The organism is Streptomyces flavovariabilis, from assembly GCF_000725785.1.
Classification (GTDB): Bacteria; Actinomycetota; Actinomycetes; order Streptomycetales; family Streptomycetaceae; genus Streptomyces; species Streptomyces hawaiiensis.
On record NZ_JNXD01000006.1, the window covers coordinates 113226 to 136542 of the forward strand.

General features: G+C 71.8%; 20 protein-coding genes. 11 read left to right on the forward strand and 9 right to left on the reverse strand.

The window, feature by feature from the left end; all coding sequences use genetic code 11:
• Positions 1-53: 53 nt before the first annotated feature.
• The 3 genes from IO24_RS0112720 to IO24_RS0112730 all read left to right on the forward strand — a co-directional run bounded on the left by IO24_RS0112720 (position 54) and on the right by IO24_RS0112730 (position 5102).
• A complete protein-coding gene (locus IO24_RS0112720) occupies positions 54-2009 on the forward strand; it encodes a Xaa-Pro dipeptidyl-peptidase (protein ID WP_031135097.1) in 1956 nt (651 codons plus the stop codon).
• A complete protein-coding gene (locus IO24_RS0112725; RefSeq protein ID WP_031135099.1) occupies positions 2006-3292 on the forward strand; it encodes a M14 family metallopeptidase in 1287 nt (428 codons plus the stop codon). The genes IO24_RS0112720 and IO24_RS0112725 overlap by 4 nt, the downstream gene beginning before the upstream one ends.
• A gap of 85 nt (positions 3293-3377) precedes the next feature.
• The gene (locus tag IO24_RS0112730) at positions 3378-5102 is read left to right on the forward strand and encodes a BCCT family transporter (RefSeq protein WP_031135101.1); all 1725 of its coding nucleotides are present in this window, start codon (positions 3378-3380) and stop codon (positions 5100-5102) included.
• 75 nt (positions 5103-5177) lie between these two features.
• Here IO24_RS0112730 and IO24_RS0112735 read toward each other — a convergent pair whose 3' ends face one another.
• Entirely contained in the window at positions 5178-6128 is a 951-nt protein-coding gene (locus IO24_RS0112735; protein WP_031135103.1) for an NAD(P)/FAD-dependent oxidoreductase, read from the reverse strand.
• A 66-nt stretch (positions 6129-6194) separates the two neighbouring features.
• Between IO24_RS0112735 and IO24_RS0112740 the strand changes: the two genes are divergently transcribed.
• A complete protein-coding gene (locus IO24_RS0112740; RefSeq protein WP_031135105.1) occupies positions 6195-7217 on the forward strand; it encodes a hypothetical protein in 1023 nt (340 codons plus the stop codon).
• 29 nt (positions 7218-7246) lie between these two features.
• Complete coding sequence (locus tag IO24_RS0112745) at positions 7247-8887, forward strand: ABC-F family ATP-binding cassette domain-containing protein (protein WP_031135107.1); 1641 nt, start codon at positions 7247-7249, stop codon at positions 8885-8887.
• Here IO24_RS0112745 and IO24_RS0112750 read toward each other — a convergent pair.
• The 5 genes from IO24_RS0112750 to IO24_RS0112770 all read right to left on the reverse strand — a co-directional run bounded on the left by IO24_RS0112750 (position 8884) and on the right by IO24_RS0112770 (position 14023).
• On the reverse strand, positions 8884-9432 hold the full coding sequence (locus IO24_RS0112750; protein ID WP_031135109.1) for a putative glycolipid-binding domain-containing protein: 549 nt from the start codon (positions 9430-9432) through the stop codon (positions 8884-8886). The genes IO24_RS0112745 and IO24_RS0112750 overlap by 4 nt on opposite strands.
• 113 nt (positions 9433-9545) lie before the next feature.
• Positions 9546-11942: a Tex family protein gene (locus tag IO24_RS0112755; RefSeq protein ID WP_031135110.1), complete on the reverse strand. Its 2397-nt coding sequence runs from the start codon at positions 11940-11942 to the stop codon at positions 9546-9548.
• Positions 11943-12039: 97 nt separating this feature from the next.
• On the reverse strand, positions 12040-12171 hold the full coding sequence (locus tag IO24_RS47140; RefSeq protein ID WP_252100478.1) for an LPFR motif small protein: 132 nt from the start codon (positions 12169-12171) through the stop codon (positions 12040-12042).
• Between the two features lie 66 nt (positions 12172-12237).
• A complete protein-coding gene (locus IO24_RS0112765; protein WP_031135111.1) occupies positions 12238-13113 on the reverse strand; it encodes an SCO6745 family protein in 876 nt (291 codons plus the stop codon).
• Positions 13114-13267: 154 nt separating this feature from the next.
• Positions 13268-14023, reverse strand: a complete 756-nt coding sequence (locus IO24_RS0112770; RefSeq protein WP_031135113.1) for an enoyl-CoA hydratase/isomerase family protein — start codon at positions 14021-14023, stop codon at positions 13268-13270.
• A gap of 218 nt (positions 14024-14241) precedes the next feature.
• Here IO24_RS0112770 and IO24_RS0112775 point away from each other — a divergent pair, with 218 nt between their 5' ends.
• The gene (locus IO24_RS0112775; protein ID WP_045296145.1) at positions 14242-14748 is read left to right on the forward strand and encodes an ATP-binding protein; all 507 of its coding nucleotides are present in this window, start codon (positions 14242-14244) and stop codon (positions 14746-14748) included.
• 21 nt (positions 14749-14769) lie between these two features.
• On the opposite strand, the gene idi is transcribed toward IO24_RS0112775, so the two are convergent.
• The 3 genes from idi to galE all read right to left on the reverse strand — a co-directional run bounded on the left by idi (position 14770) and on the right by galE (position 17715).
• Positions 14770-15363: an isopentenyl-diphosphate Delta-isomerase gene (gene idi, locus IO24_RS0112780; RefSeq protein WP_031135117.1), complete on the reverse strand. Its 594-nt coding sequence runs from the start codon at positions 15361-15363 to the stop codon at positions 14770-14772.
• Positions 15364-15656: 293 nt separating this feature from the next.
• Entirely contained in the window at positions 15657-16595 is a 939-nt protein-coding gene (locus IO24_RS0112785) for a cation diffusion facilitator family transporter (protein WP_031135119.1), read from the reverse strand.
• A 148-nt stretch (positions 16596-16743) separates the two neighbouring features.
• Positions 16744-17715: a UDP-glucose 4-epimerase GalE gene (gene galE, locus IO24_RS0112790; RefSeq protein WP_031135121.1), complete on the reverse strand. Its 972-nt coding sequence runs from the start codon at positions 17713-17715 to the stop codon at positions 16744-16746.
• A gap of 278 nt (positions 17716-17993) precedes the next feature.
• On the opposite strand from galE, the gene IO24_RS0112795 reads away from it, so the two are divergent.
• From IO24_RS0112795 to IO24_RS0112815, 5 genes are read left to right on the forward strand one after another with little or no spacing between them, the layout of a single operon-like run.
• The gene (locus tag IO24_RS0112795; protein ID WP_031135122.1) at positions 17994-19814 is read left to right on the forward strand and encodes a DUF5941 domain-containing protein; all 1821 of its coding nucleotides are present in this window, start codon (positions 17994-17996) and stop codon (positions 19812-19814) included.
• Positions 19811-20563 carry a phosphocholine cytidylyltransferase family protein gene (locus IO24_RS0112800; protein ID WP_031135124.1) on the forward strand — a complete coding sequence of 251 codons (753 nt, stop codon included), beginning with the start codon at positions 19811-19813 and terminating at the stop codon, positions 20561-20563. Before IO24_RS0112795 ends, IO24_RS0112800 begins: the two co-directional genes overlap by 4 nt.
• Complete coding sequence (locus IO24_RS0112805; protein ID WP_031135126.1) at positions 20551-21612, forward strand: iron-containing alcohol dehydrogenase family protein; 1062 nt, start codon at positions 20551-20553, stop codon at positions 21610-21612. The genes IO24_RS0112800 and IO24_RS0112805 overlap by 13 nt, the downstream gene beginning before the upstream one ends.
• Positions 21590-22369, forward strand: a complete 780-nt coding sequence (locus IO24_RS0112810) for a CDP-alcohol phosphatidyltransferase family protein (RefSeq protein WP_078899270.1) — start codon at positions 21590-21592, stop codon at positions 22367-22369. Before IO24_RS0112805 ends, IO24_RS0112810 begins: the two co-directional genes overlap by 23 nt.
• Before the next feature lie 5 nt (positions 22370-22374).
• Entirely contained in the window at positions 22375-23247 is an 873-nt protein-coding gene (locus tag IO24_RS0112815; protein WP_031135130.1) for a glycosyltransferase family 2 protein, read from the forward strand.
• Positions 23248-23317 lie beyond the last annotated feature (70 nt).

The following is a 23317-nucleotide window of genomic DNA, read 5'->3' on the forward strand; positions in this document are numbered from 1 at the left end:
GTCCGTCAGCTGCCCTCTTCTGAACAGGAGTTCACCGATGTAGCGTCCGGCGCATGCCGAAACGCACGCGCTTCACGACCTGGAGACCGCTCGCGACGGCGGCCACGGCCGCCCTCTTGGCCACACTGCTCACCCCGGCGGCCGCACAGGCCGCCCCGCGCGGGAGCGAGCCCGTCTACTCCTACGAGAACGCCATCCGCGAGGCCGTCTGGGTGGACACCGGACTCGACGGCGACCGCGACGGCAGGACCGACCGGGTCGCCGTCGACATCGTCCGCCCCCGCGAAACCGCCCGTCAGGGCCGCAAGGTCCCCGTCATCATGGACGCCAGCCCGTACTACTCCTGCTGCGGGCGCGGCAACGAGAGCCAGAAGAAGACGTACGACGCGCAGGGCCGTGTCGCACAGATGCCGCTGTACTACGACAACTACTTCGTCCCGCGCGGCTACGCCTTCGTCGGCGTGGACCTGGCCGGAACCAACCGCTCCGACGGCTGCGTCGACGTCGGCGGCCGCTCCGACATCCGGTCCGCGAAGGCCGTCGTCGACTGGCTGAACGGCCGCGCCAAGGCCTACACGAGCCGCACCGGCACCACCCGTGCCCAGGCCGGCTGGACCAACGGCCGCACCGGCATGATCGGCAAGAGCTGGGACGGCACCATCGCCAACGGCGTCGCCGCCACCGGCGTCAAAGGCCTCAAGACCATCGTCCCGATCAGCGCCATCTCCTCCTGGTACGACTACTACTTCCAGCAGGGCGCCCCCCTCTACGACTCCGGCCCCGAGTGGCTGTCCGACTACGTCGACAGCCCCGACGCCCGCGCCAAGTGCGGAGCCGTCCAGCAGAAACTCGTCGACGGCGCCCCGCGCACCGGCGACTGGACCCCGCTGTGGACCGAGCGCGACTACGTGAAGGCCGCGCGCAAGGTCAAGGCCAGCGTCTTCCTCATCCACGGCATGCAGGACCTCAACGTCCGCATGAAGCACGTCGGCCAGTGGTGGGACGCCCTCGCGAAGAACGGCGTCGAGCGCAAGATCTGGCTGTCGCAGACCGGCCACGTCGACCCCTTCGACTTCCGGCGCGGGCCATGGGTCGAGACGCTGCACCGCTGGTTCGACCACGAACTCATGGGCTACGACAACGGCATCGACCGCGAACCCATGGCCGACATCGAACGCGGGCCCGACCGGTGGACCACCTCCGAGGTCTGGCCGCCGAGCGGCACCCGGGCCGCCACCCTGCGCCCCGACCGGGGCGACCAGGCCGGCGTCGGCACCCTCGGCCTGCACCGCGGCCACGGCACCGAGAGCATCACCGACGACCCGAAGCTGAGCGAGACCGACTGGGCCGCGCACCTCGACAAGCCGACACCGGAGAAGGCCGGGTTCGCCACCGGGCCGCTCACCCGCGACCTGCGCCTGTCCGGCTCCTCCGAGGTCACCGTCACCGCGACGCCCTCCACCCCGACGGCCCACCTCTCCGCCGTCCTCGTGGACATCGGCCCCGCCCGCATCCGCGACTACGCCGACGCCGGCGAAGGCATCACCACCCTCACCGACCGCACCTGCTGGGGCGCGAGCACCACCGGCGACAGCTCCTGCTTCAAGGAGACCAAGGCGAAGACCGCAGACGTCGACTACACGGTCGTCAGCCGCGGCTGGGCCGACCTCGGCAACCACGCCTCGGACCACAGGGGCACCCCGCTCACTCCGGGCAAGCGGTACACGATCACCCTCGACCTGGCGGCGACCGACCACGTCGTGCCCAAGGGCCACCGCCTGGCGCTGATCGTCGCGGGCACCGACCAGGGCCTCATCGACCCTCCCTCCGACAGGCCGGCACTCACGCTCGACCTCTCCCGCACCTCTGCGCGCGTCCCCTTCGTCGGCGGAGCCGCCGCCTTCGCCCGCGCCACCACCGATGCCGCGTCCGCCACCCCCGACGCCACGGTCCTGGACGGCGTACGGGAACCGCGCACCACGCACCGCGTCCCGGAGGCGAACCAGTGACCCGAGACACCACCCGCGTCCCCGCCCTGATCCTGGCCGGCGCGGCCCTCACGGCCTCCCTGGTCGCCGCACCGGCCCAGGCGGCCACCGACTCCCCGCCGCGCACCGGCTTCGAGCAGTCGGACGGCGCCCGCTGGACCACCCAGCCCGAGGAGCAGGACTTCCTCAAGGCCGTCGACCGGTCCGGTGCCCGCGTCTCCCTGACCCGCTTCGGCACCACGAAGCAGGACCGCCCGCTCCAACTGGTGCGGATCGGCAACCGCCCGAGCTCCAACAAGGTGCTGCTCGTCTGCAGCCAGCACGGCGACGAACCCTCCGGCCGCGAGGCCTGCCTGACCACCGTCCGCGACCTCGCGTACGCCCGCGACAGCCGCACCCGGCGCTTCCTGGACCGCACCACGGTCCTGGTCGTGCCCACCGCCAACCCCGACGGCCGGGCCGCGAACACCCGCGGCAACAGCGACGGCGTCGACATCAACCGCGACCACCTCGCCCTGAAGACCGCCGAGGGCCGCGCCCTGGCCGCCCTCATCCGCGACCAGCGCCCCGACATCGTCTACGACCTGCACGAGTACGGAGCCACCCCGCCGTACTACGACAAGGACCTCTTCGACCTGTGGCCGCGCAACCTCAACACCCACGAGGCGGTCCACGACGAGGCCCAGACCCTGTCCGAGTCGTACGTCCGGCCCACCGCCGGGCGGGCCGGCCACTCCACCGGCACCTACGGCATCTGGACGGACCCCGAGACCGGTGAGCCGGTCAAGCAGGTCGCCGGGGACGGACAGGAGCGCATTCTGCGCAACATGTCCGGTGTGAAGCACTCTGTCGGGCTGCTCATCGAGAGCCGCGTGGACCCGCTCACCGAGGCGGAGAAGGCGGACGAGGCCCTGAACAACCGCCGCCGGGTCACCTCCCAACTCGACGCCCTCAAGGGTCTGTTCGGATACACCGACCAGCGCCGCGGCCGGATCGAGACCGCGACGGCCAGGGCCCGGCTCGCCGGCCACGCCACCACCGGCCCCGTCTACGTCGGCGGCGCCGACAACGACCCGCCCGAACCGGCTGAAATCATCCAGAACCCGCCCTGCGGCTACCGGCTCACCGCAGCTCAGTACGCCGAGGTGGGCGACGAGCTCGCGCTGCACGGTGTGCGTGTACGCAAGGACGGCAAGGGGGTGCTCGTGCCCCTGCGACAGCCCCTGCGGGCACTCGTGCCGCTGCTGCTCGACGACCGGGCCGAGTACCGCCTGACCGGAGGTTCATCCGAAACCGCATGTTGAGAGGGGTGAAATTGCGCCACACGTGGTAGCAGCGTTACGGAGGACCTACGTCCTCCCCTGCATTTCCCGATGAAAGGTGCCGCCAGTGACGCAAGAACGACCAAGCGACAAGGACTCCCCCGAGGGAGCCGCGCTTCCGGGGTCGGAAGCGGGCCTGCCCGGTCAGGACCGGCCGCAGACCGACCGCATCGTCTTCGGCGTCACGGCGGCGCTCACCCTCGCCTTCGTGGTCTGGGGCGCGGCAGCGACCGACTCGCTCACGGACGTCTCAACCACCATGCTCGGCGGGCTGATGCACAACGGCGGCTGGGCGTTCATGCTCGCCGCCTCCGGCTTCGTCGTCTTCGCCCTCTGGCTCGCGATCAGCCGCTACGGCCGTATCCATCTCGGCACGGAGGGCGAGGAGCCCGAGTTCCGCACGGTGTCCTGGGTCGCGATGATGTTCAGCGCGGGCATGGGCATCGGTCTGATGTTCTACGGCGTGAGCGAGCCGCTGTCGCACTACGGCACGCCCCCGCCGGGCACCAACCCGGCCGACTCCGGCGATCGCATGGAGACGGCCATGGCCACCACCCTGTTCCACTGGACGCTCCACCCCTGGGCGATCTACGCGGTGGTCGGCCTCGCCATCGCCTACAGCACCTTCCGCAGGCGGCGCCGGCAGACCATCAGCGCCGTCTTCACCCCGCTCATCGGCAGGAAGAACGCCAACGGCGGGATCGGCCGGGCCATCGACATCCTCGCGATCATCGCGACCGTGTTCGGCTCCGCCGCCTCCCTGGGTCTCGGCGCGCTTCAGATCGGCTCCGGTGTGCAGGAGCTGAAGTGGATGGACAAGGTGAGCACCGGGCTGCTCGTCACGATCATCGCGGTGCTGACCCTGGCCTTCGTCGCGTCGGCGATCTCCGGTGTGGAGAAGGGCATCCAGTGGCTGTCCAACACGAACATGGTGCTGGCGCTGGTGCTCGCCCTGTTCGTGTTCGTGGCGGGCCCGACCATCATCGTCCTCGACCTGCTGCCCACGTCCGTCTTCGCCTACCTCGGCGACCTGCCCCAGCTGGCCGGCCGGACCGAGGCGAGCGGCGGCGAGGGTGTCGCCGACTGGCTGAGCAGCTGGACGGTCTTCTACTGGGCGTGGTGGATCTCCTGGACGCCGTTCGTCGGCATGTTCATCGCCCGCATCAGCCGGGGCCGCACGATCCGCCAGTTCGTCGGCGGTGTCATCCTCGTGCCCAGCACGGTCAGCCTGGTCTGGTTCGCGATCTTCGGCGGCTCGGCGATGAAGATGCAGGAGGACGGGCAGCTCAGCAAGGAGGCGACCCCGGAGGGCCAGCTCTTCGGCGTGCTCCAGCAGTTCCCCATCGCCACCGCCACGAGCCTGCTGGTGATGATCCTCGTCGGCATCTTCTTCGTCTCGGGCGCCGACGCCGCCTCGATCGTCATGGGCACCCTGTCGCAGAAGGGCGCGCTCGAACCCGGCCGCTTCGTGGTGGTGTTCTGGGGCGTGCTCACCGGTGCGGTGGCCGCCATCATGCTGCTCGTCGGCAGCGGACAGGGCGACGCGCTGACCGGCCTGCAGAACCTCACGATCCTCGCGGCGGCGCCGTTCGTCATCGTGATGATCTTCATGTGCGTCGCCCTCATGCGCGACCTTCGCCGCGACCCGGTGATCGTGCGTGAGCAGATGGGCTCCGAAGCCGTCGAAATGGCGGTCATGGCAGGCCACGAGAAGTACGACGGCGACTTCGAGTTCCGCGTCGGCCCGGGCCGCGGCCCGGATGTGGAGGGAGACCCGATCGGCAAGCACTGATCCGCACGGCAGCGGGCGGCCCGGGTTCTGCGACCCGGGCCGCCCTTGCCGCGTGAGGACGGTGTCGCGCGCCCCTCAGCCGGAGACCAGCCGGGCCGCTTCCTGTGCACACCCCCACGCCACGGTGACGCCCGCGCCCCCGTGGCCGTAGTTGTGCACCAGGAGCCGCCCGTCCGGCAGGGCGTCGCGCTCCAGCCGGACCGACGGTCGGGTGGGCCGCAGCCCGACCCGGTGCTCCAGCACGCGGGCCCCGGCGATCTCCGGCCTGAGCACCGTACAGCGGCGGATGATCGCCTCGGCCGCCGCGGGGTCGGGCTCCAGCGACCACACGTCCTCCTCGGAGGTACCGCCGAGGACGAGCCCGCCCGGCTGCGGGAACAGGTACGCGTGCTCCCCGGCGGCGTCGGTGGTGACCAGCCAGGTGTCGATCCCCGGGTTCTCCACGACGACCAGCTGCCCGCGCACGGGCCGCACGGAGGGATCCGGCACCAGCTCCCGCGCCGCAAGCCCCGCGCAGTTGACCACCACCGGCGCGTCCACCTCGGCGAAGTCGGACACCGTACGCGTCTCGACCACGCCGCCCGCCGCCACGAACCGCTCCCGCAGCCACGGCAGATGAGCGGGCATGTCGATGAGCGGCAGCCGTGCCCGGACGCCCGTCCCGGCGTACTCCCCGGCCGTGGACGCCCTCAGCCCCGGCACCCGGCCCCTCAGCCACCCGTCGGCCTCGTCGAGGCGGGTCTCGCCCAGTACCCCTTCGGCCATGCGTACGCCGGTCCGCCCGGCCCCCGCCGCCAGCTCCTCGTACACCTCGAGCGACCGCAGCGCCCACACGCGCGCCGTCGCGACCGGCTCGATCCGGTACGGCCACCACAGCGCACCCGCAACGGCGGAGGTGGTCGCCTCGACGGCGTCCCGCGTCCACACCCTTACCCGCCGCCCCTGCTCCGCGAGAACCAGGGCGGTCGTCAGCCCGACCACCCCGCCCCCGACCACTACGATCTCGCCACTCAACGCGCTCGTCATGCCGGGACCGTAGCGGAATGTGTCATGCCGTGCTCATATCACGCGCAGTGTGGGGATACTCACAGCATGTGTGCCGAGTACGCGACCTTCGGCCTGGCACCCGCCATGCGGGCCGGGGGAGTCCTCAACGACGGTGGTTACCAGGTCCACCGGGACTTCGTGGACTTCATCGTCGACGGACGCCCGCTGCTGTTCCAGCTCTCCGACCTCGACGCGGTCTCCCCGCTCGCCTCCGACGTCCCACCGTCGATCTTCACCGCGCAGGTCCGCAGCCTGCTCCTGGAGAGCGCGGCCCCGCTGCCCGGCGGCCGCTACGTCGTCTACGGCTGCCCCGAGTGCGAGGACCTCGCCTGCGGAGCCGTCACCGCCGTCATCCAGAGCGACGGCGAGGACTTCATCTGGCGGGACTTCGCCTGGCAGACCGACGAACACGCCGATCTGGAGCGCAACGGCTACCACGGCATCGGCCCGTTCCGCTTCCGCGGCGCCGAGTACCGGACGGCGCTCGGCGCCCTGCTGAACGGCTCCGCGCCCGATCCCCGGCGCCGCGTCCTGCTGATCGGCGCCCGCGTCGCCGTCCTCGCCAAGCTGGCCGCGGCCTTACGCACCATCGGCGTCGGCGCCGACATCGCCCAGCACGCCGACGGCGTATCCCCCGACGAACTCCGCGGTTACGGCGCCGTCGCCTTCGGCCACGCGACCGGCGAGCAGGAACGTGCCGCCGTCCGCCGCGCCTTCGAACGCGCCGGGGTCCCCGTCGCCCACGTCGACGGCCTCGCCCCGATCGTCCCGCTCCTCGTCGCGCAGATCGAACACGCCCTGGACCGCAGCCCGGCCGGCCGGCGCCGCCTCATCGGCCTCACCGCCGCCGACGGCAGCGCGGACGTCGAGGTCACCTCCGCCTGCCGCGTCACCCTCACCGCCTACCGCCTCGACCGGCTCTCCCGCCCCCACACCCACGCGATCTTCGACGGCGTCCTCGAACCGGGCCGCCACCGCGTCGCCCTCGACGCGAAAGCCGTCAGGGGGCGGGCGTTCGTCGTGGCGCGCACCTCCGGAAGCGTCCTGGTGGCGGCCGTGAACCCCTGAGCGGCCCGGCCGTTAAAATCGGCGCTCTGATGACTGCCACCCTCGTCGCCAAGAACCTCGCCGCCGGCCACGGCGACCGCCCCCTGTTCACCGAACTCGACCTCGTCGTCGCGCCCGGCGACGTGATCGGCCTGGTCGGGGCCAACGGGGCGGGCAAGTCCACCCTGCTCCGGATGCTCGCGGGACTCACCGCACCCGAGCAGGGCGAAGTGCGCCTGTCCCCGCCGGCCGCCACCGTCGGACACCTCCCGCAGGAGCCGGACCGCCGGCCCGGCGAGACCGTACGGGCGTTCCTGGCCCGCCGCACCGGCGTCACCGAGGCCCAGCGCACCATGGACGAGGCGACCCAGGCCCTGGTCGACGGGGCACCCGGCGCCGACGACGCCTACGCCACGAGCCTGGAGCGCTGGCTCGGCCTCGGCGGCGCGGACCTCGACGAACGCGCCGAGGAGGTCGCCGACTCCCTCGGCCTCGCGGTCGACCTGGACCAGCCGATGACGTCCCTGTCCGGCGGCCAGGCGGCCCGGGCCGGCCTCGCCTCCCTGCTGCTGTCCCGCTACGACGTCTTCCTCCTGGACGAGCCGACCAACGACCTCGACCTGGACGGCCTGGAGCGCCTCGAACGCTTCGTGGCCGGCCTGCGCGCCGGGACGGTGGTCGTCAGCCACGACCGCGAGTTCCTCACCCGCACGGTCACCAAGGTCCTCGAACTCGACCTCGCCCAGCGGCAGATCAACCTCTTCGGGGGCGGTTACGAGGCCTACCTGGAGGAGCGGGAGGTCGCCCGCCGGCACGCCCGCGACGAGTTCGAGGAGTACGCCGACAAGAAGGCGGCCCTCCAGGACCGGGCCCAGACGCAGCGCTCCTGGATGGACAAGGGCGTGAAGAACGCGCGCCGCAAGGCGGGCAACGACAACGACAAGATCGGCCGCAAGTTCCGCAGCGAGGCCAGCGAGAAGCAGGCCGCGAAGGCCCGCCAGACCCAGCGCATGATCGAGCGACTGGACGTCGTCGAGGAGCCCCGCAAGGAGTGGGACCTGCGCATGGAGATCGCGTCGGCCCCACGCTCGGGCGCCGTCGTCGCGACCCTGCGGGACGCCGAGGTGCGCCGCGGCGGCTTCGTCCTCGGCCCGGTGTCCCTGCAGATCGACTGGGCGGACCGGGTGGCGGTGACCGGCGCGAACGGCGCAGGCAAGTCCACGCTGCTCGCCGCCCTCCTCGGCCGTGTCCCGCTGGACGCCGGGCACGCCGCGCTCGGCTCGGGCGTCCAGCTCGGCGAGGTCGACCAGGCCCGCAAGCTGTTCCACGGCGAGGAGTCCCTGCTCGACGCCTTCCGCCCGGCCGTCCCGGACACCGAACCGGCCGAGATCCGCACCCTGCTGGCCAAGTTCGGCCTCAAGAGGGACCACGTCCTGCGCCCCGCGGCGGGTCTCTCCCCGGGCGAGCGCACCCGGGCCGCCCTGGCGCTGCTCCAGGGCCGGGGCGTCAACCTCCTGGTCCTCGACGAGCCGACCAACCACCTCGACCTGCCGGCCATCGAGCAGCTGGAGTCCGCCCTCGACGCCTACGAGGGCACGCTCCTGCTGGTCACCCACGACCGCCGCATGCTGGACGCGGTACACGTCACACGCCGCCTGGAGGTGGCGGACGGCAAGGTGACCGAGCGCTAACGGCCGGTCAGGCGCGAGGCCAGCCGGGGGTAGTCGACGACGTACCCCTCCTCGTCGAACTCCAGGTCGCTGCGGAAGTCGCCGGAGGAGTAGCGGACGCGCCCGGGTCCCAGATGCCTGTACGTCTGCGGGGACGGCCGCACCGTCAGGTCCGGCACCGACACCCAGGTCATGAGGAACTGCCGCTCGCCGGGCGCCCGGTGCAGCCCGTGCCGGAGCACCGGCATGGTGTTGGTGAGCGGGCACAGGCCGAGATCACAGTCCAGTGCCCCGTCGACGTCCGGGAGCGGCTCGCCGTTGGCGGTCCAGCCGCCCTCACCGTCGTGGAGCAGATCGAGCGCGCGGGTCCCGGCCTCGGCCTCCGCCGTGACAGTCAACCGCTTGGTCACGAATCCTTCTGCGGTCTCCAGCTCGTACGAGATCCAGTACGGCTCCGGAACGGTACCGACGGCCCTCCCGCGCGCCCGCAGCACGCGTTCTGCGAGCTGGACCCAGGCGGTCTCGAACCCATGGCTCCCGGACACTTCCCAGGTGATGGCACGCATTCAGCAACCCTAGAACGGAAAGGGCGCGAAGCGCCTCTTTCCCAGGGGCGCGGGGAACTGCGCGACCAGCCACAACGGGCCCGCAGCTCCCCACGGTCTCCCCGACGGAACAGTCAGCGCTTGCCGCCCTTGGGATCCGCCAGCCCCGCGCGGCGCAGCGCATCGGCCATCGCGCTGTTGGCGGGCGGCGGCGCCTGACGCGAACCGCCACCACCGCCACGGCCACCACGCCCACCCTGCCGCTGCTGCGGCGGACGCCCACCCCGCTGCCGGCGCTCACTGGAGCCCCCGCCCTGGCCCTGCGAAGCAGCCGCTTCGTCCTCCAGGCGCAGCGTCAGCGAGATCCGCTTGCGCGGGATGTCGACGTCGAGGACCTTCACCTTGACGATGTCCCCGGGCTTCACCACGTCCCGCGGGTCCTTGACGAACGTCTTCGACATCGCGGAGACGTGCACCAGACCGTCCTGGTGGACACCGACGTCCACGAACGCGCCGAACGCGGCGACGTTCGTCACGACGCCCTCCAGGACCATCCCGGACGACAGGTCGGAGATCTTCTCCACACCGTCCTTGAAGGCGGCCGTCTTGAAGGCCGGGCGCGGGTCGCGGCCGGGCTTCTCGAGCTCCTTGAGGATGTCGGTGACCGTCGGCAGACCGAACGTCTCGTCCACGAAGTCCTGCGGCCTCAGCGAGCGCAGCACCCCCGTGTTGCCGACGAGTGACGCGACCTCCTGCCCGGCGGTCTTCACCATGCGCCGGACCACCGGGTACGCCTCGGGGTGCACGCTCGACGCGTCCAGCGGGTCGTCACCGCCGCGGATCCGCAGGAAGCCCGCGCACTGCTCGTACGCCTTCGGGCCGAGCCGCGTCACCTTCTTCAGCTCACCGCGGGCCTTGAACGGCCCGTTCTGGTCCCGGTGCGCCACGATGTTCTCGGCGAGCCCGGAGGTGATGCCGGAGACCCGGGCGAGCAGCGGGGCGGACGCCGTGTTGACGTCCACGCCCACGCCGTTCACACAGTCCTCCACCACCGCGTCCAGCGAACGCGACAGCTTCACCTCGGACAGGTCGTGCTGGTACTGGCCGACGCCGATCGATTTCGGGTCGATCTTCACCAGCTCGGCCAGCGGGTCCTGGAGGCGGCGGGCGATCGACACGGCGCCGCGCAGCGACACGTCCATGTCGGGCAGCTCCTGCGAGGCGAAGGCGGACGCCGAGTACACGGACGCGCCGGCCTCGGACACCATCACCTTCGTGAGATTCAGCTCCGGGTGCTTGGTGATCAGTTCCCCGGCGAGTTTGTCGGTCTCGCGGGACGCCGTGCCGTTGCCGATGGCGACCAGCTCGACCGCGTGCTCCTTCGCGAGCCGGGCCAGCTTGGCGATCGCCTCGTCCCACCGGTTGGCCGGGACGTGCGGGTGGATGACGTCCGTGGCGACGACCTTGCCGGTCGCGTCGACCACGGCGACCTTCACACCCGTACGGAAACCGGGGTCCAGGCCGAGCGTCGCGCGGGTGCCCGCGGGCGCGGCGAGCAGCAGGTCGCGCAGGTTCGCCGCGAAGACCCGCACCGCCTCGTCCTCTGCGGCCGTGCGCAGCCGCAGCCTCAGGTCGATGCCGAGGTGGACGAGGATGCGGGTGCGCCACGCCCAGCGGACCGTGTCCTTCAGCCACTTGTCGCCGGGGCGGCCCCGGTCGGCGATCCCGAACTTGTGGGCGACGATCCCCTCGTACGAGGAGGGGCCGTCCGTCTGCTCCTCGGGCTCCAGGACGAGGTCGAGGACCTCCTCCTTCTCGCCGCGCAGCATCGCGAGGATGCGGTGCGAGGGCAGCTCGGTGAACGGCTCGGCGAAGTCGAAGTAGTCGGCGAACTTCGCCCCCGCCTCCTCCTTGCCGTCGCGCACCTTGGCGGCCAGCCGCCCGCGCACCCACATGCGCTCGCGCAGCTCGCCGATCAGGTCGGCGTCCTCCGAGAACCGCTCGGTCAGGATGGCCCGGGCGCCGTCGAGGGCGGCCTGCGGATCGGCCACGCCCTTGTCGGCGTCGACGAACGCGGCGGCCGCGGCGAGGGGCTCGACGGCCGGATCGCCGAGAAGCCCCTCCGCCAGCGGCTCCAGACCGGCCTCGCGGGCGATCTGTGCCTTGGTGCGCCGCTTGGGCTTGTACGGGAGGTAGATGTCCTCCAGGCGCGCCTTCGTCTCGGCGCCCCGGATGCTCGCCTCCAGTTCCGCGGTGAGCTTGCCCTGCTCACGCACGGACTCCAGGATCGCCGTCCGCCGCTCCTCCAGCTCCCGCAGATAGCGAAGCCGCTCCTCGACGGTGCGCAACTGCGCGTCGTCGAGCATCTCGGTCGCTTCCTTGCGGTAGCGGGCGATGAAGGGCACCGTAGAACCGCCGTCGAGCAGTTCCACGGCGGCCCTGACCTGCCGCTCCCGTACGCCGAGTTCCTCGGCGATCCTGCCTTCGATGGACCCTACGCTGATGGACCCGTTGGACCCGGGTGTCGTCACGATCCCGTACCGCCTTCTCCACTGAGGTTGCGCGGCAATTGTGGCAGGTGACACGGACACTCGGGATCAGGCAGCACCAGGAAGGCGGGAATCCCGGTCAGGCCCTGCGGCTGCGGGTGGAGGACGAGGCTCCACCGAAGAGCCGGGCGAGCGCCCGGAAGGGCAGCGTCACGACGGTGGCGATGGCCCCGCCGATCTGGCGCAGCACGTCTGCGATAGCACGGAACACGGAATTCCCCTTTCTCACTCCCGGCCGCGCCGGCCGGTGGAGAGCGGGTACCTCATAGACGCGTCACTATGCGTCACCCTTGCCGATCAGGTCCGCCGGGAACGCTCCGGCCACGAGCGCCGCGTGCGCGAACACGCCGCCCAGCTCGGTCAGCCGGGCCACGCCCTGGGGGCCCAGGTGCTCGTACGGGGCGCGGTCCAGGCGGTCCGTCTCGTGCTCGATCTCCCGGCGCAGGGCGACGCCCTGCTCGGTGAGGTCGCCGGACGCCGTCAGCAGCCCGCGCTCCCGCAGCCGGTCCGTGGCCGCGTCCCACTCACCCTGGCTCCACCCCCGGGTGCTCAAGATCCACTTCGGGTTCGTCCCCTTGCCCGTCGCCGTGTGGGTCACCATCGCTTCCAGCCCGTCGAGACCCGCGGACATCAGGACGGCCAGGTGCCCGTCACCCCGGTGCTCGCGCAGCAGGGTCGCCGCGTGCCAGTAGGCGAGGTGCGGCTCCTCGGGGACGGGCAGATCGGCGTGGGCGGCGTACAGCGGACGCGCTTCGCGCGAGCAGGCCTCGGCTGCGTTCAGCGCGAGCCGCGCGGCCTCGGCCATCTCCGCCGATGCCAGGGTCTCCGCGCCGAGCAGGCGGCGCAGGGTCGCGTCGACCGCACGCGCGCGCGCCGCCAGGACCTGCGCGGGTGCGGCGGTCTCCCACACCGCGGGCACGTGCCGGGCCACGAGCTCGTACTTGTAGTTGTAGAAGGTCGCCGTCACGGTTCCGGCGCCGACCGGTCCGAGGGCGGCGGCCCGCACGGCGAAGTTCACGGCACGCGGGTCGGTGATCCCGACGGTGCCCAGCTCCCGCCCGAGATCGGGCGAGAAGTAGTGCGTCGCGTGCAGGGAGTTGAGTATGTTGTGGCAGCGTCGGCCGGCGCGCGGCTCCAGGGCGGCAGTTGTCATGCCCGGCAGGTTACCAACCGCTTGGTATGTCCTCCGTGGCCGTGTCCGGAGTCCCCGGCCGCCGAGCACCACGCCCGCAGCCGCCCTGCGGCGCCGGATCGCTCGGAGAAGACCCCCGCGCACCTGGCCGAACCGGTCCGCGCGCGCTCCCGCGTCATCCTGACGCAGGCACGCTCCAGCCGAACCGCGGCTGCCGGCGCTCCAGGAACGCGGCGACACCCTCCGCGGTGTCGCCGCTCCCGCGCGCCTGCCCGGCCCAGTGCGCGTCCCGGTCGGTACGCCCGTCCGCGAACTCCTTGGCCGCCGCCTGCGTCAGCTGCGAACGGGACGCCAGGACCCGGGTGAACTCGGCGACCCGCTTGCCGAGTTCACCCTCGGACAGCACCTCGTCCACCAGTCCGGTGCGCAGCGCCCGCTGCGCGTCGACCAGCTCGCCGGAGAACAGCAGGTACTTGGCGGTGGCCGGCCCGACCAGGGACACCAGCCGCCTGGTCGAGGACGCCGGGTACACGATGCCGAGCTTCGCGGGCGTCACGCCGAACAGCGCCCCCTCCTCGGCGAACCGCAGATCACAGGCCGCCGCCAGTTGCGCCCCGCCGCCCACACAGTGCCCCCGGATCGCGGCCAGCGTCGGCTTCGGGAACGCGGCCAGCGCCTCCTCGGCCCGCACCGCCAGCCCCTGCGCCTCCTCGGGCGAGCCCTGCAGCGTAGAGATGTCGGCCCCGGCGCAGAACGTGCCGCCCTCACCGGTCAGCACCAGCGCCCGCACGGCCGGAGCCCCCGCGAGCTCGTCCAGCAGTGGGGGAAGAGACCGCCACATCGCGGCCGTCATGGCGTTGCGCTTCTCGGGATGGCGGATGACGACCGTCGCGACCGAGTCGGTCACGCGGTGCTGCAGCTGGGGCTCCATGCGCCGGATGCTATCCGGATGCCAAACCCGTACAACCCGAATAGTTCGCCGAGATGGCACAACAGGGACAGGACCAGTCCCACAACTGACCGTGTCATACGCCAACGGTCAGAAGTGCTCGATACTTGCTGACTTCTGTTCAGTCCCGGGGGGCGAGGCGCATCGTTACCAACACTCGAGGTGTGGTGACAATCGAGCGCGAGGGTGGCGACCGGACGATGGACAACGACGGGCGTGGGTTCGGCCCGCGCCCAGAGGGCGGCGCGGCGCCCCTCAACCCCGGGCCCGCGGATCCGCTGCCGTACGAAGGGGTCTGGCGGTTCACCGCACCGGCGGTCGACGCCTCCGTCCCCCAGGCACGACACGCCGTGCGGGACCTGCTGCTGCGTCAGGGGGTACCGGTCTCCGACGACCTGGCCCAGGGACTGCTGCTGATCGTCTCGGAACTGGTGACCAACGCGGTGAAGCACGCGGCGGTGCTGTCGCCGACGGTCGCCGTCGAGCTGGCCGTCGGTGCCGAGTGGCTCCGGGTGTCCGTGGAGGACAACCACCCGTACCGGCCCACCGCCCTGGAGACCGACCACGGCCGGACCGGTGGGCGCGGACTGCTCCTGGTGCGCGAGATCACCCGGGAGGCGGGCGGTCTGTGCGAGGTCGAGTACACGGCGAGCGGCGGCAAGGTGATCTGGGCCGCCCTGCCGCTCAAACCCGCGCGCTTCGCCTGAGGCCCCTCGCCGGGGCCCCGGTCACCAACCGGCCGACGGGCCCGTCAGCTCCCTGATCGCCGGCCGGGCCGCGTCCAGGACGGTCATGAACCAGGACGAGAAGGGGTCCTTGGCATGCCGCTCCGCCAGCTCCGGCGGGGTCACGAACACCGTCGACGCCACCTCCTCCTGGTCCGGCCGCACCACGGCCTGGACCATGCCGACGAAGAGGTGGTTGTACTCCTGCTCCACCAGACCCGACTCCGGGTCCGGGTGGTTGTAGCGGACCGTGCCCGCCTCGGCCAGCAGGGACGGGGAGGCGCCGAGCTCCTCGAACGTGCGCCGCGCCGCCGCCGCGAAGGGCGCCTCGCCGGGGTAGGGGTGGCCGCAGCACGTGTTGGACCACACACCGGGGGAGTGGTACTTGCCCAGCGCGCGCTGCTGGAGCAGCAGCCGGCCGTACTCGTCGAAGAGGAACACGGAGAACGCGCGGTGCAGCTGTCCGGGCGGCTGGTGGGCGGCGAGCTTCTCCGCGGTGCCGATCGTCACGCCGTCCTCGTCGACCAGTTCCAGCAAAATCGCGTCTGCGGTGCCGTTCGACGGGGTGTGCGTCGCGGTGGCAGGTGTGATCGGCATACCCATCCTTCACATCGGTCTTCGCGTCCCAAGTCTGCCGTACGAATCCGGCGCTCACGGCACTTCGCGGTACGCCCGCATGTCCTGTGCGGCGGCGCGGACCGCGGCCGGCACCGGTCGGATGCCGGGAGAGGGACCCGGTAGGTGATCGTGCCCGGCCAGGCAGACGGGAAATCGTCCATGCCGGAGCTGTGGGGCTCAGGACGCGGGCGCGTGGCGGAAGGTTGCGTTCCCCGGCGCACTCGTAGCGGAGTGCGCCCCTGCCTGTCTCTCACGTCCCGGGCACCACCGGGTCAGTGACAGAGCCGCGCCTCGTGCTCCGCGTGCCCGCTCGGCTCCAGCTGGAAGGTGCAGTGCTCCACGTCGAAGTGGTCGCCGAGGCAGCCCTGGAGCTCGTGGAGCATCTTCTCGTGGCCTATTGCGTTCAGGATCTCCGAGCTGACGACGACGTGCGCCGACAGCACCGGCATGCCGGAGGTGATCGTCCAGGCGTGCAGGTCGTGAACGTCCTCCACTCCGTCCGTGGCGAGTATGTGCGACCGCACCTCCGCCATGTCGACGCCCTTGGGGGCGGCCTCCAGCAGCACGGAGAGCGTCTCGCTGAGCAGCTTCCACGTCCGGGGCGCGATCATCAGCGCGATGACGAGCGAGGCGATCGGGTCGGCGGGCTGCCAGCCCGTGAGCATGATCACCACGGACGAGACGATCACCGTGACCGAACCGAGGGCGTCGGCCGCGACCTCCAGGAACGCGCCGCGCACGTTCAGGCTCTCCTTCTGCCCGCGCATCAGCAGCGACAGCGACACCAGGTTGGCGACCAGGCCGATCACACCGAACAGCAGAGCCAGCCGGCCCTCGGTCTGAGCCGGCGTGATGAAGCGCTGGACCGACTCGTACACGACGTACCCGCCGGCCCCGAGCAGCAGCAGGCAGTTGGCCAGGGCGGCGAGGATCTCGGCCCGGGCGTAGCCGAAGGTGGCCCGCTCGCTGGGCGGGCGGTTCGCGAAGTGGATCGCCAGCAGCGCCATGCCGAGGCCCAGGGCGTCCGTCGCCATGTGCGCCGAGTCCGCGACGAGCGCGAGCGAGTTGGCGAGGGCACCGCCGACGATCTGCACGACCACGATACCGAGCGTGATCGCCAGCGCGATGCGCAGCCTGCCGCGGTACGCCGAGGTCGCCGTACCGCCGGCCGCCGCGCCGTGCGCGTGCCCGTGATCGTGCCCAGCCCCCATGAGAAGTCAGCCTCCCTGTGTCCGCCTGATCGTGCTCGGGCACCCCAGTGAACTACGGGGTGGGGGTATGTGCAACGCGGCACTGAACACCGTTGTCATGTGCCCTGACCTGCGGAAACGACGTGCAGGTCAGGATGCCTCCAGGAGGTCAGGAGCCGTGGTGCAACTGCCAGCCGCGCCAGGCCGACTCGGTCATCTCGTGGACGGTGCGCCGGGCCGTCCAGCCGAGCTCCGCGGCTGCCCGGGCGGCCGAGGCCACCGCCCGTGGGGCGTCGCCGGGACGGCGACCCTCGACGAGGGGTGGCCGGAGGTCGCCGGTGACCTCGCCGATGACCGTGATGAGTTCGCGGACCGAGACGCCCTCGCCGCGGCCGATGTTGACCGTCAGGTCGCCCGTGCCGCCGCCCACGGCCAGCCGCCGTGCCGCCGCCAGATGGGCCTCGGCCAGGTCGGCGACGTGAATGTAGTCACGGACGCAGGTGCCGTCCGGGGTCGGGTAGTCGTCGCCGAAGATCCGGGGCGCCTCGTCACGCGTCAGCCGGTCGAAGACCATCGGGACGATGTTGAAGACACCCGTGTCCGCCAGCTCCGGCGCGGCCGCACCCGCCACGTTGAAATAACGCAGACACACGGTGGAGATCCCGTGTGCCTGTCCCGCCGCCCGCACCAGCCACTCCCCGGCGAGCTTGGTCTCGCCGTACGGGTTCACCGGCGCGCACGGGGTGTCCTCCGTGATGAGGTCCGCACCCGGGTCGCCGTAGACGGCGGCCGACGAGGAGAACACGAAGCGCTCGATCCCGGCCCCGGCGACCGCGTCCAGCAGGGTCACCAGGCCGCCGACGTTCTCCCGGTAGTACCGCGTCGGCTGCGCGACGGACTCGGCGACCTGCTTGCGCGCCGCGAGATGCACCACACCCGTCACACCGTGCTCGGCGAAGACCCGCTTCAGCAGCTCCCCGTCCAGCGAGGAGCCCCGCACGAGCGGGACCTCGGCCGGGAGCCGGGCGGGCACCCCGGCCGAGAGGTCGTCCAGGGCGAGGACGCGCTCCCCGGCCTCGGTCATGGCCCTGGCCACATGTGCTCCGATATAGCCGGCACCGCCGGTGATCAGCCAAGTCATGGTCGCCCACCCTATGCGGCCACCCGGCATGCCTGTGCAATGTCCCCGATGTCCGCTTAGGGGGGCACGGTTTGTGGGCCGGGCCCGGGATCCCCGATGATGATCGCGGCAAGGGCTTGCGCGAACCACGTCGATCCAGCTGCCCAACGGGCGGTGAACGTGGCCTTCCCGGCATCCGATAGCCTCTGCCGACATGCCGCCCGGGAGCCACCGGAGAGGGCGCCCCCACCATGTACATCACTGGCGCGGACGCGTCGGTACGCAGGGAGTGAATTCGGTTGTCGACCGCCATCCTCACCGGCCAGCCGGTCCCCGGATCGTCGATCGAGGCCGACCTGCGGTCCCTCGGGTTCGACCTCCGGATCGCGACCGACGCCGCCGAGGCCGAGACCCTCCTCGCCGAGGTACCGGGCGACGAACGGGTCGCCCTGGTCGACGCCCGGTTCGTGGGGCACGTGCACGCGCTGCGCCTTGGTCTCACCGACCCCCGTTTCCCGCTCGCCGCGATCCCCGGCGCCGTCACCGCCCAGCCCGCCGGCCGCCAGGCCCTCACCCGGGCCATGGCCCGCGAGAACTCCGCCGGCGGCGGCACCACGCTGGTCGACAGTCTCGCCGACCGCATCCTCAGCGCCCTCGACACCGACGGCACCGACGTGCACCGCCCCGAGCTGGGCAGCCTCGTCGCCGCCGTCCCCGCCGACCCGCAGGCCCGCAACGAGGCCCGGCAGGCGGTGGCGGACGTGGACGACGAGGCCGTACGCCTGAAGTCGGCGGTGAAGTCCCGCGACGGCTTCTTCACCACCTACTGCATCAGCCCGTACTCCCGCTACATCGCCCGCTGGTGCGCCCGCCGCGGCCTGACCCCGAACCAGGTCACCACCGCCTCCCTGCTCACCGCCCTCATAGCGGCGGCCTGCGCGGCCACCGGCACCCGCGGCGGCTTCGTCGCGGCCGGCGTCCTGCTGATCGCGTCCTTCGTACTGGACTGCACCGACGGCCAGCTCGCCCGCTACTCCCTGCAGTACTCCACGCTCGGCGCCTGGCTGGACGCCACCTTCGACCGGGCCAAGGAGTACGCCTACTACGCCGGCCTCGCGCTAGGAGCCGCCCGAAGCGGCGGCCATGACGATGTATGGGCCCTGGCCCTCGGCGCGATGGTCCTGCAGACCTGCCGGCACGTCGTGGACTTCTCCTTCAACGAGGCCAACCACGACGCCACCGCCAACACCAGCCCCACCGCCGCGCTCTCCGACAAGCTCGACAGCGTCGGCTGGACGGTCTGGGTACGGCGGATGATCGTGCTGCCCATCGGCGAGCGCTGGGCGATGATCGCGGTCCTGACGGCGGCCACGACTCCCCGCATCACCCTCTATGCGCTGCTCATCGGCTGCGCCTTCGCCGCGACGTACACCACGGCGGGCCGGGTGCTGCGCTCCCTGACGCGCAGGGCGGAGCGGACCGACCGGGCGGCAGGCGCCCTGGCCGACCTCGCGGACAGCGGCCCGCTCGCGCAGGGCCTCGCGGAGGCGCTCAAGAAGGCGGCCCGCAAGCTGCCGGGCTTCACCGCGCCCGTCGTCGCCCTGCTCGGCGGCCTCGCCGTCGTCCTCACCGCGGCGCTGACGGACTTCGCAGGCCCCTGGCCGATCGTCGCGGCCCTCGCCTACGCCCTCACCTCCGGCCTCGCCGTCGCCCGCCCCCTCAAGGGCGCGCTCGACTGGCTGGTCCCCCCGTTCCTGCGCGCCGCCGAGTACGGCACCGTCCTGGTCCTGGCGGCGAAAGCGGACGTGAACGGAGCCCTTCCTGCGGCTTTCGGGCTGGTGGCCGCGGTCGCCTACCATCACTACGACACGGTCTACCGCATCCGCGGCGACGCCGGAGCGCCCCCGGCCTGGCTGGTGCGCTCCATCGGGGGGCACGAAGGGCGGACGCTGCTCGTCACCGTCCTCGCCGCGCTGCTCACCGCCTCGCAGTTCACGGTCGCGCTCACGGCACTGGCCGTGGCCGTGGCCCTGGTGGTGCTCGTCGAGAGCATCCGCTTCTGGGTCGCCGCCCACCAGGGCGGCGCACCCGCCGTACACGATGAAGGAGAAACCGCATGATCGGCCTCGTGCTCGCGGCCGGCGCCGGACGGCGTCTGCGCCCCTACACCGACAGCCTTCCCAAGGCGCTGGTGCCGGTGGGCCCCGCGGGCATAGAAGGCGAACCCACGGTTCTCGACCTGACCCTCGGCAACTTCGCCGAGATCGGGCTCACCGAGGTCGCGATCATCGTCGGCTACCGCAAGGAGGCCGTGTACGCGCGCAAGGAAGCCCTCGAGCAGAAGTACGGCCTCAAGCTCACCCTCATCGACAACGACAAGGCCGAGGAGTGGAACAACGCCTACTCCCTGTGGTGCGGGCGTGACGCCCTCAAGGACGGGGTGATCCTCGCCAACGGCGACACCGTCCACCCGGTCTCCGTCGAGAAGACGCTGCTAGCCGCCCGCGGCGACGGCAAGAGGATCATCCTCGCCCTGGACACGGTGAAGGACCTGGCCGACGAGGAGATGAAGGTCGTCGTCGACCCCGCCAAGGGCATGACGAAGATCACCAAGCTGATGGACCCCGCCGAGGCCACCGGCGAGTACATCGGCGTCACGCTGATCGAGGGCGACGCCGCCCCCGAGCTGGCCGACGCGCTGAAGGCCGTGTGGGAGACCGACCCGCAGCAGTTCTACGAGCACGGCTACCAGGAGCTGGTCAACCGCGGCTTCCGCATCGACGTGGCGCCGATCGGCGACGTCAAGTGGGTGGAGATCGACAATCACGACGATCTCGCCCGCGGACGGGAGATCGCGTGCCAGTACTGACCCGGCTCATCCCCTCACCGCTCGTCGTCGACATCCGCCCGGGTGCCCTCGACGACCTGGCGTGCGTCCTCGCCGACGAGCGCATCTCGCACTCCGGCCGCCTCGCCGTCGCCGTCAGCGGCGGCTCCGGCGCCAGGCTGCGCGAGCGCATCTCGCCGAGCATGCCCGGCGCCACCTGGTACGAGGTCGGCGGCGGCACCCTCGACGACGCGGTCCGGCTGGCGAGCGACATAAAGGCCGGCCACTTCGACGCGGTCGTCGGCCTCGGCGGCGGCAAGATCATCGACTGCGCCAAGTTCGCCGCGGCACGCGTCGGCCTGCCCCTGGTCGCCGTCCCGACGAACCTCGCGCACGACGGCCTGTGCTCGCCGGTCGCCACCCTCGACAACGACGCGGGCCGCGGCTCCTACGGTGTGCCGAACCCCATCGCGGTCGTCATCGACCTGGACGTCATCCGTGAGGCCCCGGTCCGGTACGTCCGTGCCGGCATCGGCGACGCCGTCTCCAACATCTCCGCGATCGCGGACTGGGAGCTGGCCAACCGCGTCAAGGGCGAACGGATCGACGGCCTCGCCGCGGCCATGGCCCGCCAGGCCGGCGAGGCCGTGCTGCGGCACCCCGGCGGCATCGGGGACAACGACTTCCTCCAGGTGCTCGCCGAGGCGCTGGTCCTCAGCGGCATCGCCATGTCGGTGTCGGGCGACTCACGGCCGTCCTCCGGGGCGTGCCACGAGATCAACCACGCCTTCGACCTGCTCTACCCGAAGCGGGCCGCCGCCCACGGCGAGCAGTGCGGACTCGGCGCGGCCTTCGCGATGTGGCTGCGCGGGGCGCACGAGCAGTCGGCGTACATGGCCGAGGTGCTGCGCCGGCACGGCCTGCCCGTGCTGCCCGACGAGATCGGCTTCACCACGGACGAGTTCGTCAAGGCCGTCGAGTTCGCCCCGGAGACCCGCCCCGGCCGCTACACCATCCTCGAACACCTCGACCTGAACACCGAACAGATCAAGGACACCTACGCCGACTATGTCAAGGCCATCGGTAGCTGAACTCCGCCCCGTCGTTCACCCCCCAGGGGTGAAGGACCGGCGCAGCGGTGAGCACTGGATGGGACGCCTCTACATGCGTGAGGTGTCCCTGCGGGTCGACCGCTACCTGGTGAACACCAGGGTCACGCCCAACCAGCTCACCTACCTGATGACCGTCTTCGGTGTGCTCGCGGCCCCGGCACTGCTCGTGCCGGGGATCGCGGGCGCCGTGCTCGGCGTGGTCATGGTCCAGCTGTACCTGCTGCTGGACTGCGTCGACGGCGAGATCGCGCGCTGGAAGAAGCAGTACTCCCTCAACGGCGTCTACCTGGACCGGGTCGGCGCCTACCTCACCGACGCCGCCGTGCTCGTCGGCTTCGGCCTGCGCGCCGCCGACCCGTGGGGCAGCGGCCGTATCGACTGGCTGTGGGCCTTCCTCGGCACCCTTGCCGCCCTCGGCGCCATCCTCATCAAGGCCGAGACCGACCTCGTGGGCGTCGCCCGCCACCAGGCCGGGAAGCCTCCCGTCAAGGAGGCCGCCGCCGAGATGCGCTCCTCCGGCATGGCCCTGGCCCGCAAGGCCGCCGCCGCCCTGAACTTCCACCGGCTGATCCTCGGCATCGAGGCGACCCTGCTGATCCTCGTGCTGGCGATCGTCGACCAGGTCCGCGGCGACCTGTTCTTCTCCCGGCTCGGCGTCGCGGTGCTGGCCGGCATCGCGCTGGTGCAGACCCTGCTGCACCTCGTGTCCATCCTCGCCTCGAGCAGGCTGAAGTGAGCGGCATGAAGGTCGGCGCCGTCATCATCACCATGGGCAACCGGCCCGAGGAGCTGCGCGCCCTGCTCGACTCCGTCGCCAAGCAGGACGGCGACCGGGTCGAGGTGGTCGTCGTCGGCAACGGCTCGCCCGTCCCGGACGTCCCCGAGGGCGTCCGCACGATCGAGCTGCCCGAGAACCTCGGCATCCCCGGCGGCCGCAACGTCGGCATCGAGGCCTTCGGCCCCGCCGGCCGCGACGTCGACATCCTGCTCTTCCTGGACGACGACGGGCTGCTCGCGAGCCACGACACCGCCGAGCTGTGCCGCACGGCGTTCGAGGCCGACCCGAAGCTCGGCATCGTGAGTTTCCGCATAGCCGACCCGGAGACCGGCGTCACCCAGCGCCGCCACGTCCCCCGGCTGCGCGCGTCCGACCCGATGCGCTCCTCGCGCGTGACGACCTTCCTCGGCGGCGCCAACGCCGTCCGCACCCGCGTCTTCGCCGACGTCGGCGGACTCCCGGACGCGTTCTTCTACGCCCACGAGGAAACCGACCTGGCATGGCGGGCCCTCGACGCGGGCTGGATGATCGACTACCGGTCCGACATGGTGCTGTACCACCCGACGACCGCTCCCTCGCGGCACGCGGTCTACCACCGCATGGTCGCCCGCAACCGCGTCTGGCTGGCCCGCCGCAACCTCCCCGCGCCGCTCGTCCCGGTCTACCTCGGCGTGTGGCTGCTGCTCACCCTCCTGCGGCGTCCCTCCCGCAGTGCGCTGCGGGCCTGGTTCGGAGGATTCCGCGAAGGCTGGACCACCTCGTGCGGGCCCCGCCGGCCCATGAAGTGGCGTACGGTGTGGCGGCTGACCCGGCTGGGCCGGCCCCCCGTCATCTGACAAGCTCGTATCCGGGAACACCCGGGGAGCCCCCGGGCCGTACCCTGGCCCCGGCTCATGCCAGACCGGC

Bases quoted from the DNA above. Each gene is read 5' to 3' on its own strand.
- IO24_RS0112765 (WP_031135111.1), bottom strand. From the start codon at position 13,113: ATGACAACTGCCGCCCTGGAGCCGCGCGCCGGCCGACGCTGCCACAAC.
- IO24_RS0112750 (WP_031135109.1), bottom strand. From the start codon at position 9,432: ATGCGTGCCATCACCTGGGAAGTGTCCGGGAGCCATGGGTTCGAGACC.
- idi (WP_031135117.1), bottom strand. From the start codon at position 15,363: ATGCCGATCACACCTGCCACCGCGACGCACACCCCGTCGAACGGCACC.
- IO24_RS0112745 (WP_031135107.1), top strand. From the start codon at position 7,247: ATGACTGCCACCCTCGTCGCCAAGAACCTCGCCGCCGGCCACGGCGAC.
- IO24_RS0112815 (WP_031135130.1), top strand. From the start codon at position 22,375: ATGAAGGTCGGCGCCGTCATCATCACCATGGGCAACCGGCCCGAGGAG.
- IO24_RS0112810 (WP_078899270.1), top strand. From the start codon at position 21,590: ATGTCAAGGCCATCGGTAGCTGAACTCCGCCCCGTCGTTCACCCCCCA.
- IO24_RS0112740 (WP_031135105.1), top strand. From the start codon at position 6,195: ATGTGTGCCGAGTACGCGACCTTCGGCCTGGCACCCGCCATGCGGGCC.
- galE (WP_031135121.1), bottom strand. From the start codon at position 17,715: ATGACTTGGCTGATCACCGGCGGTGCCGGCTATATCGGAGCACATGTG.
- IO24_RS0112775 (WP_045296145.1), top strand. From the start codon at position 14,242: ATGGACAACGACGGGCGTGGGTTCGGCCCGCGCCCAGAGGGCGGCGCG.
- IO24_RS0112785 (WP_031135119.1), bottom strand. From the start codon at position 16,595: ATGGGGGCTGGGCACGATCACGGGCACGCGCACGGCGCGGCGGCCGGC.
- IO24_RS0112770 (WP_031135113.1), bottom strand. From the start codon at position 14,023: ATGGAGCCCCAGCTGCAGCACCGCGTGACCGACTCGGTCGCGACGGTC.
- IO24_RS0112735 (WP_031135103.1), bottom strand. From the start codon at position 6,128: ATGACGAGCGCGTTGAGTGGCGAGATCGTAGTGGTCGGGGGCGGGGTG.
- IO24_RS0112800 (WP_031135124.1), top strand. From the start codon at position 19,811: ATGATCGGCCTCGTGCTCGCGGCCGGCGCCGGACGGCGTCTGCGCCCC.
- IO24_RS0112720 (WP_031135097.1), top strand. From the start codon at position 54: ATGCCGAAACGCACGCGCTTCACGACCTGGAGACCGCTCGCGACGGCG.